This window comes from Bifidobacterium goeldii, from assembly GCF_003951095.1.
GTDB classification, from domain to species: Bacteria; Actinomycetota; Actinomycetes; order Actinomycetales; family Bifidobacteriaceae; genus Bifidobacterium; species Bifidobacterium goeldii.
The window spans coordinates 125520-140113 of the sequence record NZ_QXGL01000002.1; the positions used below are offsets into that span (position 1 = coordinate 125520).

The window sequence follows — 14594 nt, forward strand, 5'->3', positions numbered from 1 at the left end:
CTGGCCGTCAGTCAAACACGAAGTCGACGTCAACGATATGCAGGCGTTTCTTCAACGCTTTTTCCAGCGAACGCTTGCATTCGACAAGATCAGCTACGTCAATCGTCTCTCCAGTGCCGGAAAGATACACGTCGACGGTGTAGTTCATACCGGTTTTGAAAATCAGCGTCTGCTCATACTCCGTATTGACTGGCAAATGACGCTGCGCCGCAACTTCGACAAACGCGTTCGTCTCATCGTCGTCGTGCACGCCGCCAACGAGCTCGATGAACGCATCCTTGAGCACACTAAACGGCTCCTTAATCGTGAATGCAACGAGCGCAACCGTAATAAAGAAATCGCCAGTAAAATGCAGGAAATCAAGACTGCCGCCGGTCGGCAAGAACATGAGGATTACCGCAACCACACCAATACCGAATGACATTGCGCCGTCGACTAGCGTGCTCTTGCATTCAGCAGTGAGCATGGTGCTGGAATTGCGGATTGCGTGGTTTTCGCGACGATAGTAAACGTACAAGCCAAAGCACACCAGCACAATGACAATCTCGTAGATCACCACAGGGCCAGTTTCAATACGCTCACCCTGGCCGAACACGAAATAGTCATAGGCAACGCGCGACACGTCAACTAGCGAAAACAGCAGTAGCGATAGTGTAAAAATAGCCTTGCAGATTGCGTAAATCGGCTCAAGCGCAAACAAACCATTGGGGAAACGCTCAGTAGTGCGCACTGTGCGCGAAGACAAGTACACTGCGACGAGACCGGAGAGCACTGAAATCGCAGTGAATGAGAAATCGAGGAACATGGCCTTGAGGCCAGTCATGAAAAACACGGCCATACCGGCCGCAACTTGCAGCACGTTGACGACGATGCCAACTATCAGGGCTTTACGTTCTATTCTTTTTTGGGGCATAGGCGGGCCTTCCATATTGCACGGCATGTCTGCGTTGACCCGTTACTTCACTGGCGTTCCCGTTCCGTTGCGGGGCAGCTCGATTCGCGAGGGCGCACGGCAGTCTGCGTATAGGTGGTGTCCGAGGGAATTCAAAACAGCTAGCATTCCAAATATCCACGGAAAAAATTGCCCTTCTATGATATCGGAAACCCTCAACTTTGAGCCGGCGGAATATGCGTCAAGCACAATCTTGCCAAGGATGCCTCAGCGCGCCTGTTTTCAACCCCAACGGATAGACTAGTTCGCATTATGGCTGCTTTTAGTTCTCTGACAGATCGCCTCTCGAATGCGTTCAAGCATTTGAAGAGCAAGGGTAAACTTTCCGAGGCGGATATCGACGGTACGATCCGTGAGATTCGCCGCGCGCTGCTCGACGCCGATGTGGCGCTCGACGTGGTGCGTTCCTTCACCGGTAAGGTGCGCGAACGCGCGCTCGGCACTGAGGTGTCGCAGGCGCTCAACCCCGCGCAGCAGGTGGTGAAGATCGTCAACGAAGAGCTGACCGACGTGCTCGGTCAGGGCGTTGACCGTCCGCTGAATTTTGCAAAGAACCCGCCGACGATCATCATGCTCGCCGGTCTTCAGGGTGCCGGTAAGACGACGCTTGCCGGCAAGCTGGGTTACTGGCTGAAGGATTCCGGTCATACGCCGCTGCTCGTGGCTGCTGATTTGCAGCGCCCGAACGCAGTGACGCAGCTGCAGGTAGTGGGTGAGCGCGCTGGCGTGCCGGTGTACGCGCCTGAAAAGGGTGTGCAGTCTGATGGCGGCGACGCCGTATCTGCGCCTGGCCAGACTACCGGCGACCCGGTGAAGGTGGCGCGCGATTCGATCGAGTTCGCTAAGCAGAAGCTCTACGACACGGTGATTATCGATACCGCTGGTCGTTTGGGCGTTGACGAAGAGCTGATGAAGCAGGCGCGCAACATTCGCGACGCTGTACAGCCCAATGAGATTCTGTTCGTCATCGATGCGATGATCGGTCAGGACGCTGTGCAGACTGCGAAGGCGTTCGACGAGGGCGTGGACTTCACCGGCGTGGTGCTTTCCAAGCTCGATGGCGATGCCCGCGGTGGTGCGGCCCTGTCGGTTGCCAGCGTGACCGGCAAGCCGATCCTGTTCGCCTCTACTGGCGAAGGCTTGAAGGATTTTGAGGTCTTCCACCCGGATCGTATGGCTTCGCGAATCCTCGATATGGGTGATATTCTCACCCTGATCGAGCAGGCGCAGAAGCAGTTCGATGAGGAGGAGGCTCGCAAGGCCGCTGCGAAGATGTCGGAAGGCACCTTCGGCCTTGATGATTTCATGGATCAGCTGCAGCAGGTGCGCAAGCTTGGTTCGATGAAGTCGCTGCTCGGCATGATTCCTGGTATGGCTGCTCACCGCAAGGAATTGGAGCAGTTCGACGAGCGTGAGATCGACCGCACGGAGGCGATTATCCGCTCGATGACGCCGGCGGAGCGTCGCGACCCGAAGATTATCAACGGTTCTCGCCGTGCACGTATCGCCTACGGTTCTGGCACGACTGTTTCGCAGGTCAATGCGCTGCTGCAGCGCTTCGAACAGGCTTCGAAGATGATGAAGCGCATGAGCAACAAGGCTATGGGCGGTATTCCTGGCTTTGGCGGCCCGGCTTCTGGCGGTAAGAAGGGCAAGAAGAATAAGAAGAAGGGTGGCAAGTCCGGTAACCCGATGAAGCGTGAGGCCGAAGAGAGGGCATTGCGCGACCGCCTGTCCGGCAAGTCGGGCTCTGGCTCGTCGGGTGGTTCGGCGTTCGCAAAGAAGCCACAGAATCCGGCTTTGCCTGCTGGATTGCAGGAAATGATGGACGCTAACGGCGGCGAATTGCCGCCGAACTTTGGCGGTGGCTTGTCTGGTTTGTTGCACTAAACGCTCGACCACACTCATCGTTTCTTGATAGGGCTCCTCTTTGCATGCGAAGAGGAGCCCTTCGTGTGTGCGCGCACTGTGTGAGTGAATGATGCCGAGGCGTGTGTTCAGATTCTTCGCATTCCACGGCGTAAGGTAGCAGATATTGTGCTCAACGCCGGCGATAGTCATGCGTCGCATTGCGAAAGGATGCATTAATGGTGTGGTTTTCATGGATCCTACTGCTGATCTGCCTGCTGTGGCTTGCATTGCGCTGGTTACCTGCGGGTAGCGAAGCGCGCATGCCCTTTCCATATATGCTTGCACTGGCTAGTTTTCTGTGGATTCCACTCGCGATAATCGCCGTATGGGCGTGTATTGCTGGCATGTGGGGTCAGTTTTGGGTTGCACTCGGCGGTCTGCTAACGGTGTGCGAATCGCAATTGCCGTATTGGCTGGGCGTGCTGCGACGCCGCAGCCGCGAACGCGTACAATCGCGCAACGGAGATCGCCAAACAAACCGTGAAACATCTCGTGAAACACAAGATGACAGTCGTGGAACATCTCATGAAACAGTGCTGAATCCGTCTGACGCGCCGCAATCGCTGCCATCGGCCGTCAATGTGATGACGCTCAACTGCCGATTTGGGCGCGCCGACGCTGCTGCAATTATCGCCGCCGTGCGCGAGCACGATATCACCGTTCTCGCTTTGCAAGAGCTTTCTGCCGATCTGGTAGCCGCACTCGACGCGCAAGGATTAGCAAGTCTGCTCCCCTATCGTCAGCTTGGAGAAGCGCGCGATAGTGACAACGGCGGATTTAATGGCGTATGGACGCGCATTAGCCCGGTGAACTCAGTCACCAGTATCGTCAATATCCCTGCAGCCGACGTACCGGCAATCTCACTGGAATATGCAGCTGCCAACTCCCCCGCACAGGTCAACGCTCCTGCGCGCGGTCGCGTCACGTTCGCATCCGCACATCCGAAATCGCCAATGCGCGGGTGCCGCGAATGGTCAGCCGGCATTATCGGATTGGGCGCGATCGCCGATAGCGCAGCGCATAGTGATCACGATATCGCAGTCGTTCTTGGCGATCTTAACTCCAGTATTGATCACCCGAGCTTCCGCGCGCTGTTGCGCCATGGATTCATCGACGCCAATCTGTACGAGGGCCGAGGCCCGCGCTTCACGTTCCCGCGGTGGCTGATATGGCCGCGCATTGTGCTGGACCATGTACTGGCTACGCGGGGCGCTTCGTTCTCACATGTGCGTTCCTTCGTGGTTCCCGGCACTGATCATCTTGCGTTAACTGCAACTATTGAACTATCCGACTAAAAAGTGACCAGGAGCGCGACACGCCGTGCGATAGCGCATCTCGTACTCATGCAGTAAACGCGCGCGATTAATCCACCCCCTGGGGTTATAATGGCTCGGTTATTCGCGGCGTTCGGTGCCCTCTACTCCCGTGCGTCGTGAGGAACACGTGGGCTCGGCGAGCTGTGCCCCACACTGCAAACCGAAACCACACCTCTAGTTACAAGGAGAGCCATTTTGGCAACCAAGATTCGTCTGAAGCGCATGGGTAAGAAGTTCTACGCTTTCTACCGCGTGGTCATCACCGATTCCCGCAACAAGCGTGATGGTCAGTCCATCGAAGAGATCGGTACCTACAACCCGAACACCCAGCCTTCGACCATCCAGATCGATTCCGAGCGCGCTCAGTACTGGCTTGGCGTCGGCGCTCAGCCGTCCGAGCCTGTGCTCAAGCTGCTGAAGATCACCGGCGATTGGCAGAAGTTCAAGGGCCTTGAGGGCGCTGAAGGCACCCTGAAGACCGTTGAGGCTGGCCCGGATGCTGCCGCCCGCGTGGAGGCCGTCGAGGCTCAGGCTCAGAAGCTCAAGGCTGCTAAGTCCGAAGCTGAGGCTAAGGCCAAGGCTGAGGCTGAAGCTGCTGCCGAAGCTCCGGCTGAAGAGCCGGCTGAGGAAGCCCAGGCTGAGTGATCATGCTCGCGCAGGCTGTGGAACACCTCATTAAAAACATCGTCGACTTTCCTGACGACGTGTCGGTTAAGTCTCACGAGAACGCGCGCGGCGAGCTTATTCGCGTACGCGTGAACCCGGAGGACATTGGCCGCGTCATCGGACGTAGCGGCCGTACTGCCAATGCGATTCGCACGGTGGTGCAGGCTCTCGCCGATCACAAGGTGCGCGTCGACATCATGGATGTTCGCAGGTGAACCCAGGCGTGGTACGAGAAGAATTCTCAGACGACCCTCAGCAGCTTGAACTGCTGAGGGTCTGTCGTATTGGCCGCGCTCAAGGGCTCAAGGGCGAAGTTACCGTCCAGAGTTTCACGGACGAACCGGAGTACCGGTTCGCTCCCGGTTCCGTGTTGTACACGCGCGACGGCTCTGAAGAGTATGTCGTGGAGCGTTCGCGCACGTTTAAGAACCGCTGGATTATTAAGTTTGAGAGCATTAACGACCGCGACGCCTCCGAAGCTGCCAACGGTCTTGAACTGTATGGCGAGGCGGATGACCCTGAGGACATGCTCGAAGAGGATGCCTGGTATCCAAAGGATTTAATCGGATTGGAAGTTCGATTAGCTGAGGATAACGGGCTGGGATTGCCTGCCGGCCAGGTTGTTGGCAAGGTCGTGGACGTGCTCGATGGGTTCCAGTCGCTGCTCAAAGTGCGACTTGCGAATCCAGTGCGCGATGCTCAGACCGGTGAGGTGATTGAGAAGTCCGCATTGGTACCATTCGTTGATGAGTTGGTACCTGATATTGATTTGGAAGCGGGCTACTTAACCCTTGACCCTCCCGGCGGCTTGATTCCAGGCTTGTAAACCAAGCGTTTGCGAATGGGGTTCGTTCATGATGATTGTCATGAACGAACCCCATTCGTATACAAGGGCGTTTGCATCAACGTTCAGCTAACGCCGTCACGCGATTCATAAACCGTGTGAGGAACGTTTGCGAATCGACATCGACAGCCACTTGCGTGGTTTTGTCAGCATCGCGCAAGCGTTCAGGATCGCCGATGGTGCGACCGCGGAAGGCACCGTCAAGATCAACTGTGAGATTCACGCCGATGGTGTCGATCAATGTCGGGTCAATTGCGGCAGCAACCGCAAGAGGATCGTGCAAACCGCACCCGCCGATCTGGGGCTGGTTTTTCAAATACACGCTGATGTAATAGTCGGTCATGTCGGCGAGAAAATCGCCAGCTGGCGTGCCGAGCGCGCGCCATCGAGCTGTCTGCGCATAGGTCAGTACTGTACGATGCGTCACGTCGAGCCCGACCATCGTAGTGCGCGCCCCGCAACGGAACAGATAATCCGCAGCTTCTGGATCCTGCGCAATGTTCGCTTCTGCGCAGGGGCTCACGTTGCCTGGGACAGTGAGCGCGCCGCCCATCATCGTGATCTTTACACCGCAATCGGCAATGTCAGGCGCCTTGTGCAGCACAGTGGCCATCGTTGTCATCGCACCGGTCGGTACGATCAGCAAATCCGAGCCATAGGTGCGCGCTGCATCAATGATGAAATCCACCGCAGAGCCCGGCGCTTCAGCCGATCGCGGCGAATCCGGCAGCTGTGCGCCACCGAGACCGTCTGCACCGTGTACTGCAACCGAGCCAGCAGCCGGCGACCATGGTGTTGCAGACACATAATTCAGCGGCTGGTCAACACCCGGATACACCGGCACATCATCACGACCGAACAAGTGAAGTACCGCCAGCGCGTTACGAACGCCCAGCGGAACAATCACATTGCCGTAGGTGCCAGTAATGCCGATCAGCTCAACCTCATTGGTACTACCCAGCGCATAAGCGATCGCCAAAGCATCATCAATGCCAGTATCCAAATCCAGAATAAGCTTTTTCATCGCATACTCCTTGCGCCACGTATGTTTTGATTGTTCTCATATCATTACGCGCCTAACAGTTAGGCCTTGGCGCCCATCATACGATCTGTCGCCTCAATACGATCGCCTGCGCGCCGAGTAAGCCTGTTATCTATGAATGATTCATGAGATATGTCGCCGATCGAAAAATTTGGAGAAATCCAAGTTTTATGGGTGAGGTGGGTATCGACGTGCCCACCCGTTAGGCTATGGGGTATGAAGATCGACATCGTTTCTGTTTTTCCTGAGTATTTTGACGTGTTGAACTTGTCGCTGTTCGGCAAAGCGCAGGCTAAAGGACTCGTTGAAGTACGCGCGCATAATTTGCGCGATTGGACGCATGACGTGCATCACTCCGTAGATGATACGCCGGTTGGCGGCGGTGCCGGCATGGTAATGAAACCTGAAGTGTGGGCCGAATGCTTGGATGATTTGCTGGGATTAGAACCGCAGATTATTGACAACGATACCGCTGAGGATAACAGCGCAGTAGACGATACCGTTGTCATCACTGACAACGATGCCACTACTGACAACGATAGCGATGCTGCCAGCGCTGAGACCAATACAACCAGCTCGCGCCCAGTGCTTATCTTCCCAAACCCGTCCGCTCCCCTGTTTACTCAGCGCGATGCAACCGAACTGAGTCATGCCAATCATCTGCTGTTCGGATGCGGCCGCTACGAGGGTTATGACGCGCGCATCCCCGAGTATTACCGCGCGCAAGGCATTGACGTACGCGAATATTCAATCGGCGATTATGTGCTCAACGGTGGCGAAGTCGCTGTATCAGTGATGTTGGAAGCAATTACGCGACTACTGCCCGGATTCATGGGGAACGCCGACTCCATCGTCGAAGAATCATACACCGGCGAAAACGCGCTACTGGAACATCATCAGTACACCAAGCCAGCCACATGGCGCGGTATTAGTGTTCCACCAGTACTCATCAGCGGAGATCATGGCAAAGTCGATCGTTACCGCCGAGACGAAGCGCTTACGCGCACCAACGACATTCGCCCAGATCTTATTGCACAGCTTGATTGCCGCAAACTCGACAAAGCCGATCGCAAAGTACTCATGGCTCTCGGTTGGGAAGTTTCCGGCGCTCATCCGCGCAAAATCTGACAATCAAACCCAACAACTCAGTGCTGACCGATCACGCACGTACACGATCGGCCAGCACAATAATTACATTGTCAGTATTGCTGACGTAGAGCCGCTACGCATCCGTCTCTTCGTCGGAATTTGTCCGCTCGGCCTCGATATAAAACACCGCAGTTTCACCATAGTCGCGATGTTCAGTAATCTCCCATCCGGCAGGCGGCGTTGGATCATCAGAACGTGCAGAACGTTCCAGCATGATTACGGTGTCAGTGCCGGCAATACCGTTGGCTACTAGATCAGTGAGCAACTGGTTGCAGTCATCAGTAGCGAATGCGTATGGCGGGTCGATAACAATCACATCAAACGGTTGGCCTGCTGCTCGGGCCGCATACTGCTCTGCACGCGCTTTAAAGACGCGCGCAGACATATCAGATTCCCACGAACGGTGATGCTTCAACGCCGTAAGCGTCTTCGCGATGAGTGCCGCGGCCGACGCCGATGATTCAACGGCGACTAATTCGCGTGCGCCACGACTCAATGCTTCAACGCCAAGCGCTCCCGTGCCGGCAAACAAATCAAGTACGCGCGCATCATCTAGCACTCCCCACGAGTCCAGGTGGGAAAAAATCGCTTCTTTGGTACGGTCGGTTGTCGGCCGAGTGCCAGCTTTCGGCGTAGTTAACGCCACACCTTTAAATCGTCCAGAAATAACGCGCATACACACCACTCTACTTCGATAGTGTGCATATGCGGACCACGTACAGCCCTTAGGGGGTATCGTAATGATCCGCATATGCACACTATTGATCATGATGAGGTTAAGAAGGATTCGTTGCCTCGGGTGAAGTCGAGTACAGCGCCAGCAAGTTGCACATGATCAGCCAGAGTCGGATCTTCAGCCAGTAGCGCTTCAGCGCGTTCGCGAGCATCGGCGATCATCTTCGCGTCCTTAACCACGCGCAGCAGTTTCAGACTGGATTTACCGCCCGATTGTGCATCTCCCAACACATCGCCAGCACCACGGAATTCCAAATCAGCCTCAGCAATTTGCGCACCGTCTAGTGTGCCTTGAATGACTTGCAACCGTTGCTCAGCTGGAGAGCCAGCTTCAGCCCGTGAGATCAAGAAGGCCCACGAGTTGGTGCCACCACGGCCAACGCGCCCACGCAACTGATGCAACTGCGATAATCCATACCGGTCAGCGTCAAAAATCACAATGCAACTGGCTTGTGGCACATCAACACCGACTTCAATCACTGTTGTCGCAATGAGAATCGGCGTAATGCCAGCTGCAAAATCAGCCATCACGCGTTGTTTGGTTGCATCATCATCCCGGCCGGTAAGCGTTGCAAAAGCAATACCGTTGAATTGCGGCAAGCTTGCAAGACGCGCACGAATCTCCTCAACCGAATGCAATGGCGGCCGAGGCGTAGCACCTTCAGCATCGTCATAGCTGTCAAACAGCTCAGATGCTCTCTCGCTGCGGGCACTAGCAGCGCTCACAGTACCAGTTGTAGTCTCAGTGTCACCGTCGGCATCGTTGTCATTGGCATCATCCGCGTCAATACGCGGGCAGACAACGTATGCACGCTCACCCGCATCAATACGTTTACGAATGTGCGCAAACATGCTGCCCATAGTGCGGCTGTCAGCTTCAGGAACGATAAAAGTGCGGATTGGCTTACGCCCACCAGGCAATTCGGTAAGCCATGAAATGTCAAGATCACCAAACCAAGTCATTGCTGCGGTGCGCGGAATTGGCGTGGCGGTCATCACCAGCACATGTGGAGCTTTGTCAGCCTTGTCGCGCAACGATTCACGCTGTTCCACACCGAAGCGATGCTGCTCGTCAATTACTGCAAGCGCGAGATTTGGCGCTTGGAATGTTTTAGAGAAAGCCGCATGCGTAGCAACGATAATGCACGGCTCACCGCTAGCAGCTTGCGCAAGCGCACGGCGGCGCGCGGCAAGCTTCATGCCACCAGTGAGCAGAATCACTAGCACAGCTGACTGTTCAGCGTTGTCACTATCGATAACGTTCGCAGCACTGTCAACGTTATCAGCATCATCGATAGAGCTAGCCAGCACCGGGCGATTGTCCAAAGCCCCTACCATGCTGCGAATGGTCTCAGCATGCTGTTCAGCCAACACTTGTGTAGGCGCTACGAGTACAGCTTGATGCCCGGAACCAACAGCTTGCAACATAGCTGCCACCGCAACAACCGTCTTACCCGAGCCGACTTCGCCTTGCAGCAAGCGCTGCATTGGCCAATCACGTGACATATCAGCGGCAATATCATCAATAACCGCACGCTGCCCGCCAGTCAGCGCAAATGGCAGTGAATCAATGAACTGGTCACGCAAGGCAGTATTCTCGCAAGGCTGAGCGTCTGCTTTACGCGCAGCACCGCGAGCTTGCAATAGCGCAGTCTGCGAAACGAACGCTTCCTCATACCGCAATGTTTCAATCGCACGCTTGAAATCGTTCACATCGTTGGGATCATGGATGGCCGCAAATGCAGCAGCACGATGCATGAGGCCCTTCGCACTGCGCACTGCTTCCGGCACAATATCGGGAATCGCTAGCCCTAACGCCTCTACGTCAACGCGTCCATCATCTGCCGATTCACCGCCTGCAACCGGTATCACAGGCGTAGTCAGCGTATCCACCCCTGCTAGAGCCCGTAAGCACAGCAGAATCGACTCATGAATATGCTCACTGGAGATACGCGAAGTCGCGTGATACACCGGCCGCGGGCGGCTCACGCGCTTGAGTCCGGACGTTATATCGTCGGCATCGTAGCGCAATGCTGACATGCGCGCCACACCTGGCAGGTTCGCATCAACCTCGTCGGCTGTCGGCGCCACCGTAACAATCTCAGGGTGAGTGAATTGTATTTGGCCGTTGAATTCGGTTGCATCTCCGCTCACCACTACGGTTGAACCAACGCGCAGCCGCATGCTCATCCAGTCAACATACTGTTTTTTGTAGGAGAAGAAAACGAGACGCGTTACCGCACCGGGCATGCCACGCGTTGCAGCGAAATCACTGTCGTCAACAACTGCTTCGAGTCGATACCCGCGGCGCGCGTTCATCGGCACGGCGCGCAAATCGCGTACGACTCCCGCGAACGCCATTTTTTCGCCGATTTTCGCTTCACGCAGCGCGCGCAATGGCACGGGATCGGTCACGCGGAAAGGATAATAGGTGAGCGCATCATTGATTGACACGATCCCCAAGGATTTGAGCGCGCCAACGCGCCGTTTATTGGTCATTAATGACGAAATCGGCGTCTGTAACGTAATGCTCATAGGCTCCCATTGTGGTGGCCCGAGCGGACTTTGCTGATTATTGGGCCTTATTATCAGATCTGATTGCCGGACTTGATTCCCGGATCTAGACACCAGACTCCACTGCGGGGAACATAATCCCTACAATCCAAAAGTGGGGAAAAGGGTGCCATGAAAACCTCAAAAAACGGGTTTTCATGACCCTTTTTCACCACATTATGCTCGGGCACAACCCTTTTCCGAGCATACGGCCGGTTTGGCGGCTTCAAACGGCCGTATGCCCGGAAAGAAGGCCTAAAGGAAGGAGCGTATGCCCTTACCCTATAACCCCGCGATCTGGGCCATTGAAATATGAAAAGACCCCGCAACCTTTCGACTGCGGGGTCTTAAAGCATTATCTCGCGATTCACGCGGCCACGCGCTGAACCTTGCCGGCCTTGAGGCACTTGGCGCACACGCGAACGCGCACGTTCTGGCCGTCAACGGTGGTACGAACCGGCTGCAGGTTCGGGCGGAAGCTGCGCTTGTTGCGGATATGCGAGTGAGAAACGGTGTATCCGACCTGCGGACCCTTGCCGCACACTGCACAACGAGCTGCCATGATGGACTCCCTTAATAAACCTTGATGTTCAAGTCTTTCCGTGTTCTAGCATGGATGCCTGAACACACAACTTCACAAGTATACCGCGAAATACAGGACAATGCAATTTCAGCGTGTATTATCACGCCCTCTTCGCATTCACGCGCTCACACCCTAGCAACTCATTAATGCTTATTAATGCTGCTTAATACTGCTCGCCCGTTCATCAATTCGCCCCACCAACCGCACACAATCATTCTCCATGCCTATTGCACATTCAGCAGACACCCATAAACTTGTTGTACAACGTGACTAATTACGGGGATAATCTTCGCAATCGATCACGGCACTCAAGGAGGACGGCATGATCAACGCACTCGGCACCATGTTCACTAAGCACAACGTACCCAGCCCTACCGTGATCTCACTCGGTCAAGTCTGGGTCGATATCATGATGGACGTTGAAGGCCTGCCCACATCCGGCGGATTTACCGTCGCCGATCACACCAGCCCAGCCGTCGGCGGCTCCTATCGCGTACTACAAGCATCAAGCCGCATGGGTGTCACCACTCAACACGCCGGCATTATCGGCAACGGCCCGTGGGCTTCCATGATCCGCCGCGCATTTGATGAATCCAAGATCGAGCACATTGGTCAAGATCGACTTGACGCAGACTCCGGATTCCGCCTCGTACTCAACGATGGCGAGCGCAAAACGTTCATTGCCACATACGGCGTTGAAGCGCATGGCGATGAGCATACGTTCGATTGCGTAGAGCCCGGCGACGATACGGTGGTACACATCAGCGGCAATACACTGCTCGACCACAGCGCGGCTGGCATTGACGCGTTTGTACATCGCACTGCTGCTGACCCAGCGCAACGTCATTACACCATCGTGCTGAATCCGACCAATACGCTGCACATGGTGAGTGATCATCTGCTCGAAGATCTCGTACTCGCGCGACCGATTTGGTCATGCAACCGGCAGGAAGCGCGCACGCTGGCTGATCGGCTTGGTGTGAGCGTGGATGATTCACTGTCGATGACTGTTGGCGGCGGCTTTGATAAATCGATGAGCGAACTGTGCCGCTCGCTTGGCGAAACGTTGCGCGCGCCTTTGGTTGTTCGCGCAGGTTCGCGCGGCGCGTGGGTGCGCCTGCCCGGCGGCGAAGTCGCACACATCGAAGGCTTCCCCACTAAGGCTACGCATACGCGCTCTGCCGGCTCATGCCATACGGGTGCTATGTGCGCGATGCTAGCTCGCGGCTGGTCACTTGCCGACGCCGTGCGCATCGCCAACGCCGCCGCCTCACTGGCAATCCAACACGGCATTAATGGCGTGCCGAATTGCCCAAGTTACGAGGATGCGATTGCGCTTGTAGAGACTGACAGCGACACTGCCAAAGACTGAAACGCGTCCACACACTCGGCGAATGAACTGTGTCACGGCACGTCGTGGCACAGTATACAGACACGGTAAATTCATCCGCCGTTCACTTGCGAGCGCGTTCTACGTCCGGCATAGCACCGTACGATTGGGATGACCTAACGTCAGGAGTCGCTATGTCTGAACATGCAACCGTCTCGCAAGAATCGTCTGCAGTGAGTATCGCTACCGCGAAGCTTACAGCGCGCGAGAAAAAGTGGATTGTCTACGACGTTGGCAATTCCGCGTTCGTGCTGCTCAGCACTGCTGTCGTGCCGATTTACGCGAATTCGCTGATGCCGAAGGACGGCAATATCGTTTCTGCGTGGGGGTATGCGCAGACGATCGCTTCGCTGATTATTGCGCTGCTCATGCCACTACTTGGCTCGATTGCCGACGTGCAAGGCATGAAAGTCAAGTTCTTCCTTGGTTTCTTTGGCACTGGCGTAGTGATGTGCTGCGCGATGGCGTTGCCGCTCACGTGGCTGCCGTTCCTGATCGTGTATGTGCTGGCGACGATTGGCTTGAACGGCTCACTAACGTTTTATGATTCGATGCTGATCGATACAACGTCGAATGAGCGTATGGATAAAGTCTCCTCGCACGGCTACGGCTGGGGCTATGTCGGTTCGACGATTCCGTTTATTGCCTGCATTGCGTTGATTTTTGGCGGCCCGGCACTGTTCGACTGGTCGACGGTCGCGTGCACGCGCGCAAGTTTTGTGATTACGGCGATCTGGTGGGTAGCGTTTACGATCCCGCTGCTGACAAGCTACAAGCAGGTGCATTACCGCGCGACTCGCGAACACACGCGTGAAGCGATTCATGGCACGTTTACTGAACTGAGTGGCACGCTGCACAAGCTGGTGAAGAACAAACCGCTGTGGATGTTCATGATCGCGTTCTTCTTCTACATCGATGCGGTGAACACGGTGATTTCGATGAGCACCTCGTACGGCACGCAGCTGGGTATTGATTCAACGCAGCTGGTGGTGGCACTGCTGGTGACGCAGTTCGTCGCGTTCCCGTGTGCGATTTTGTATGGCCGGCTGGCGGGTCGTTTTGGTTGCAAGCCGATGATCGTCGCCGCGGTAATCGCATACATGTGCATCGTGTTTTTCGCTGCGTTCTTCCTGAAATCTGCCGCTGAGTTTTGGATTTTGGCGATTCTCGTGGGCATGTTCCAGGGTGGCATTCAGGCACTGTCGCGCTCGTATTACGGCAAGATCATTCCCAAGGAGCACGCGAACGAGTATTACGGCCTGTACGATATTTTCGGCAAGACCGCTTCGATTCTGGGTACGTTCCTCGTGGCCACGACGACCTCGCTGACTGGCAACGCCAGCATCGGCGTGCTGTCGATCGCAATCCTGCTCGTCGTAGCGCTAGTTTTCCTCACCCTCCAAAAAGACCCGACCAAGGTCGCTTGATAGCGTCAACCAATTAAATCGGTAGC

Annotated in this window: 13 protein-coding genes; 8 read left to right on the forward strand and 5 right to left on the reverse strand. The window is 55.6% G+C overall.

Features of this window, described 5'->3' with window-relative positions:
- Window positions 1-7 precede the first annotated feature (7 nt).
- The gene (locus tag D2E25_RS04185) at window positions 8-913 is read right to left on the reverse strand and encodes a cation transporter (RefSeq protein ID WP_125980100.1); all 906 of its coding nucleotides are present in this window, start codon (window positions 911-913) and stop codon (window positions 8-10) included.
- A gap of 291 nt (window positions 914-1204) precedes the next feature.
- Between D2E25_RS04185 and ffh the strand changes: the two genes are divergently transcribed.
- From ffh to rimM, 5 genes are all read left to right on the forward strand, one after another.
- The gene (gene ffh / locus D2E25_RS04190) at window positions 1205-2842 is read left to right on the forward strand and encodes a signal recognition particle protein (RefSeq protein WP_125980102.1); all 1638 of its coding nucleotides are present in this window, start codon (window positions 1205-1207) and stop codon (window positions 2840-2842) included.
- A gap of 197 nt (window positions 2843-3039) precedes the next feature.
- Window positions 3040-4158, forward strand: coding sequence for an endonuclease/exonuclease/phosphatase family protein (locus tag D2E25_RS04195; protein WP_125980104.1), 1119 nt, complete (start codon window positions 3040-3042; stop codon window positions 4156-4158).
- A gap of 216 nt (window positions 4159-4374) precedes the next feature.
- Window positions 4375-4824 carry a 30S ribosomal protein S16 gene (gene rpsP, locus D2E25_RS04200; protein ID WP_125980106.1) on the forward strand — a complete coding sequence of 150 codons (450 nt, stop codon included), beginning with the start codon at window positions 4375-4377 and terminating at the stop codon, window positions 4822-4824.
- A 2-nt stretch (window positions 4825-4826) separates the two neighbouring features.
- Complete coding sequence (locus tag D2E25_RS04205) at window positions 4827-5060, forward strand: RNA-binding protein (RefSeq protein ID WP_003811858.1); 234 nt, start codon at window positions 4827-4829, stop codon at window positions 5058-5060.
- 8 nt (window positions 5061-5068) lie between these two features.
- Complete coding sequence (gene rimM, locus D2E25_RS04210; RefSeq protein WP_125980109.1) at window positions 5069-5671, forward strand: ribosome maturation factor RimM; 603 nt, start codon at window positions 5069-5071, stop codon at window positions 5669-5671.
- Between the two features lie 76 nt (window positions 5672-5747).
- On the opposite strand, the gene D2E25_RS04215 is transcribed toward rimM, so the two are convergent.
- On the reverse strand, window positions 5748-6713 hold the full coding sequence (locus tag D2E25_RS04215; protein ID WP_125980111.1) for a nucleoside hydrolase: 966 nt from the start codon (window positions 6711-6713) through the stop codon (window positions 5748-5750).
- 234 nt (window positions 6714-6947) lie between these two features.
- Between D2E25_RS04215 and trmD the strand changes: the two genes are divergently transcribed.
- A complete protein-coding gene (gene trmD / locus D2E25_RS04220; RefSeq protein WP_125980113.1) occupies window positions 6948-7859 on the forward strand; it encodes a tRNA (guanosine(37)-N1)-methyltransferase TrmD in 912 nt (303 codons plus the stop codon).
- 94 nt (window positions 7860-7953) lie between these two features.
- On the opposite strand, the gene rsmD is transcribed toward trmD, so the two are convergent.
- From rsmD to rpmB, 3 genes are all read right to left on the reverse strand, one after another.
- On the reverse strand, window positions 7954-8556 hold the full coding sequence (rsmD, locus tag D2E25_RS04225; protein ID WP_125980115.1) for a 16S rRNA (guanine(966)-N(2))-methyltransferase RsmD: 603 nt from the start codon (window positions 8554-8556) through the stop codon (window positions 7954-7956).
- A gap of 89 nt (window positions 8557-8645) precedes the next feature.
- The gene (locus D2E25_RS04230; RefSeq protein ID WP_125980118.1) at window positions 8646-11150 is read right to left on the reverse strand and encodes an ATP-dependent DNA helicase RecG; all 2505 of its coding nucleotides are present in this window, start codon (window positions 11148-11150) and stop codon (window positions 8646-8648) included.
- Window positions 11151-11535: 385 nt separating this feature from the next.
- Window positions 11536-11730: a 50S ribosomal protein L28 gene (rpmB, locus tag D2E25_RS04235; protein ID WP_125980120.1), complete on the reverse strand. Its 195-nt coding sequence runs from the start codon at window positions 11728-11730 to the stop codon at window positions 11536-11538.
- Window positions 11731-12073: 343 nt separating this feature from the next.
- On the opposite strand from rpmB, the gene D2E25_RS04240 reads away from it, so the two are divergent.
- Window positions 12074-13123, forward strand: a complete 1050-nt coding sequence (locus tag D2E25_RS04240) for a PfkB family carbohydrate kinase (RefSeq protein WP_125980122.1) — start codon at window positions 12074-12076, stop codon at window positions 13121-13123.
- 152 nt (window positions 13124-13275) lie between these two features.
- Window positions 13276-14568 carry an MFS transporter gene (locus D2E25_RS04245; RefSeq protein ID WP_125980125.1) on the forward strand — a complete coding sequence of 431 codons (1293 nt, stop codon included), beginning with the start codon at window positions 13276-13278 and terminating at the stop codon, window positions 14566-14568.
- Window positions 14569-14594 lie beyond the last annotated feature (26 nt).

Excerpts from the sequence above, each read along its gene's own strand:
- ffh (WP_125980102.1), top strand. The coding sequence starts at position 1,205 with ATGGCTGCTTTTAGTTCTCTGACAGATCGCCTCTCGAATGCGTTCAAG.
- D2E25_RS04185 (WP_125980100.1), bottom strand. The coding sequence starts at position 913 with ATGCCCCAAAAAAGAATAGAACGTAAAGCCCTGATAGTTGGCATCGTC.
- D2E25_RS04230 (WP_125980118.1), bottom strand. The coding sequence starts at position 11,150 with ATGAGCATTACGTTACAGACGCCGATTTCGTCATTAATGACCAATAAA.
- rsmD (WP_125980115.1), bottom strand. The coding sequence starts at position 8,556 with ATGCGCGTTATTTCTGGACGATTTAAAGGTGTGGCGTTAACTACGCCG.
- D2E25_RS04195 (WP_125980104.1), top strand. The coding sequence starts at position 3,040 with ATGGTGTGGTTTTCATGGATCCTACTGCTGATCTGCCTGCTGTGGCTT.
- rpmB (WP_125980120.1), bottom strand. The coding sequence starts at position 11,730 with ATGGCAGCTCGTTGTGCAGTGTGCGGCAAGGGTCCGCAGGTCGGATAC.
- D2E25_RS04240 (WP_125980122.1), top strand. The coding sequence starts at position 12,074 with ATGATCAACGCACTCGGCACCATGTTCACTAAGCACAACGTACCCAGC.
- D2E25_RS04215 (WP_125980111.1), bottom strand. The coding sequence starts at position 6,713 with ATGAAAAAGCTTATTCTGGATTTGGATACTGGCATTGATGATGCTTTG.
- D2E25_RS04205 (WP_003811858.1), top strand. The coding sequence starts at position 4,827 with ATGCTCGCGCAGGCTGTGGAACACCTCATTAAAAACATCGTCGACTTT.
- D2E25_RS04245 (WP_125980125.1), top strand. The coding sequence starts at position 13,276 with ATGTCTGAACATGCAACCGTCTCGCAAGAATCGTCTGCAGTGAGTATC.
- trmD (WP_125980113.1), top strand. The coding sequence starts at position 6,948 with ATGAAGATCGACATCGTTTCTGTTTTTCCTGAGTATTTTGACGTGTTG.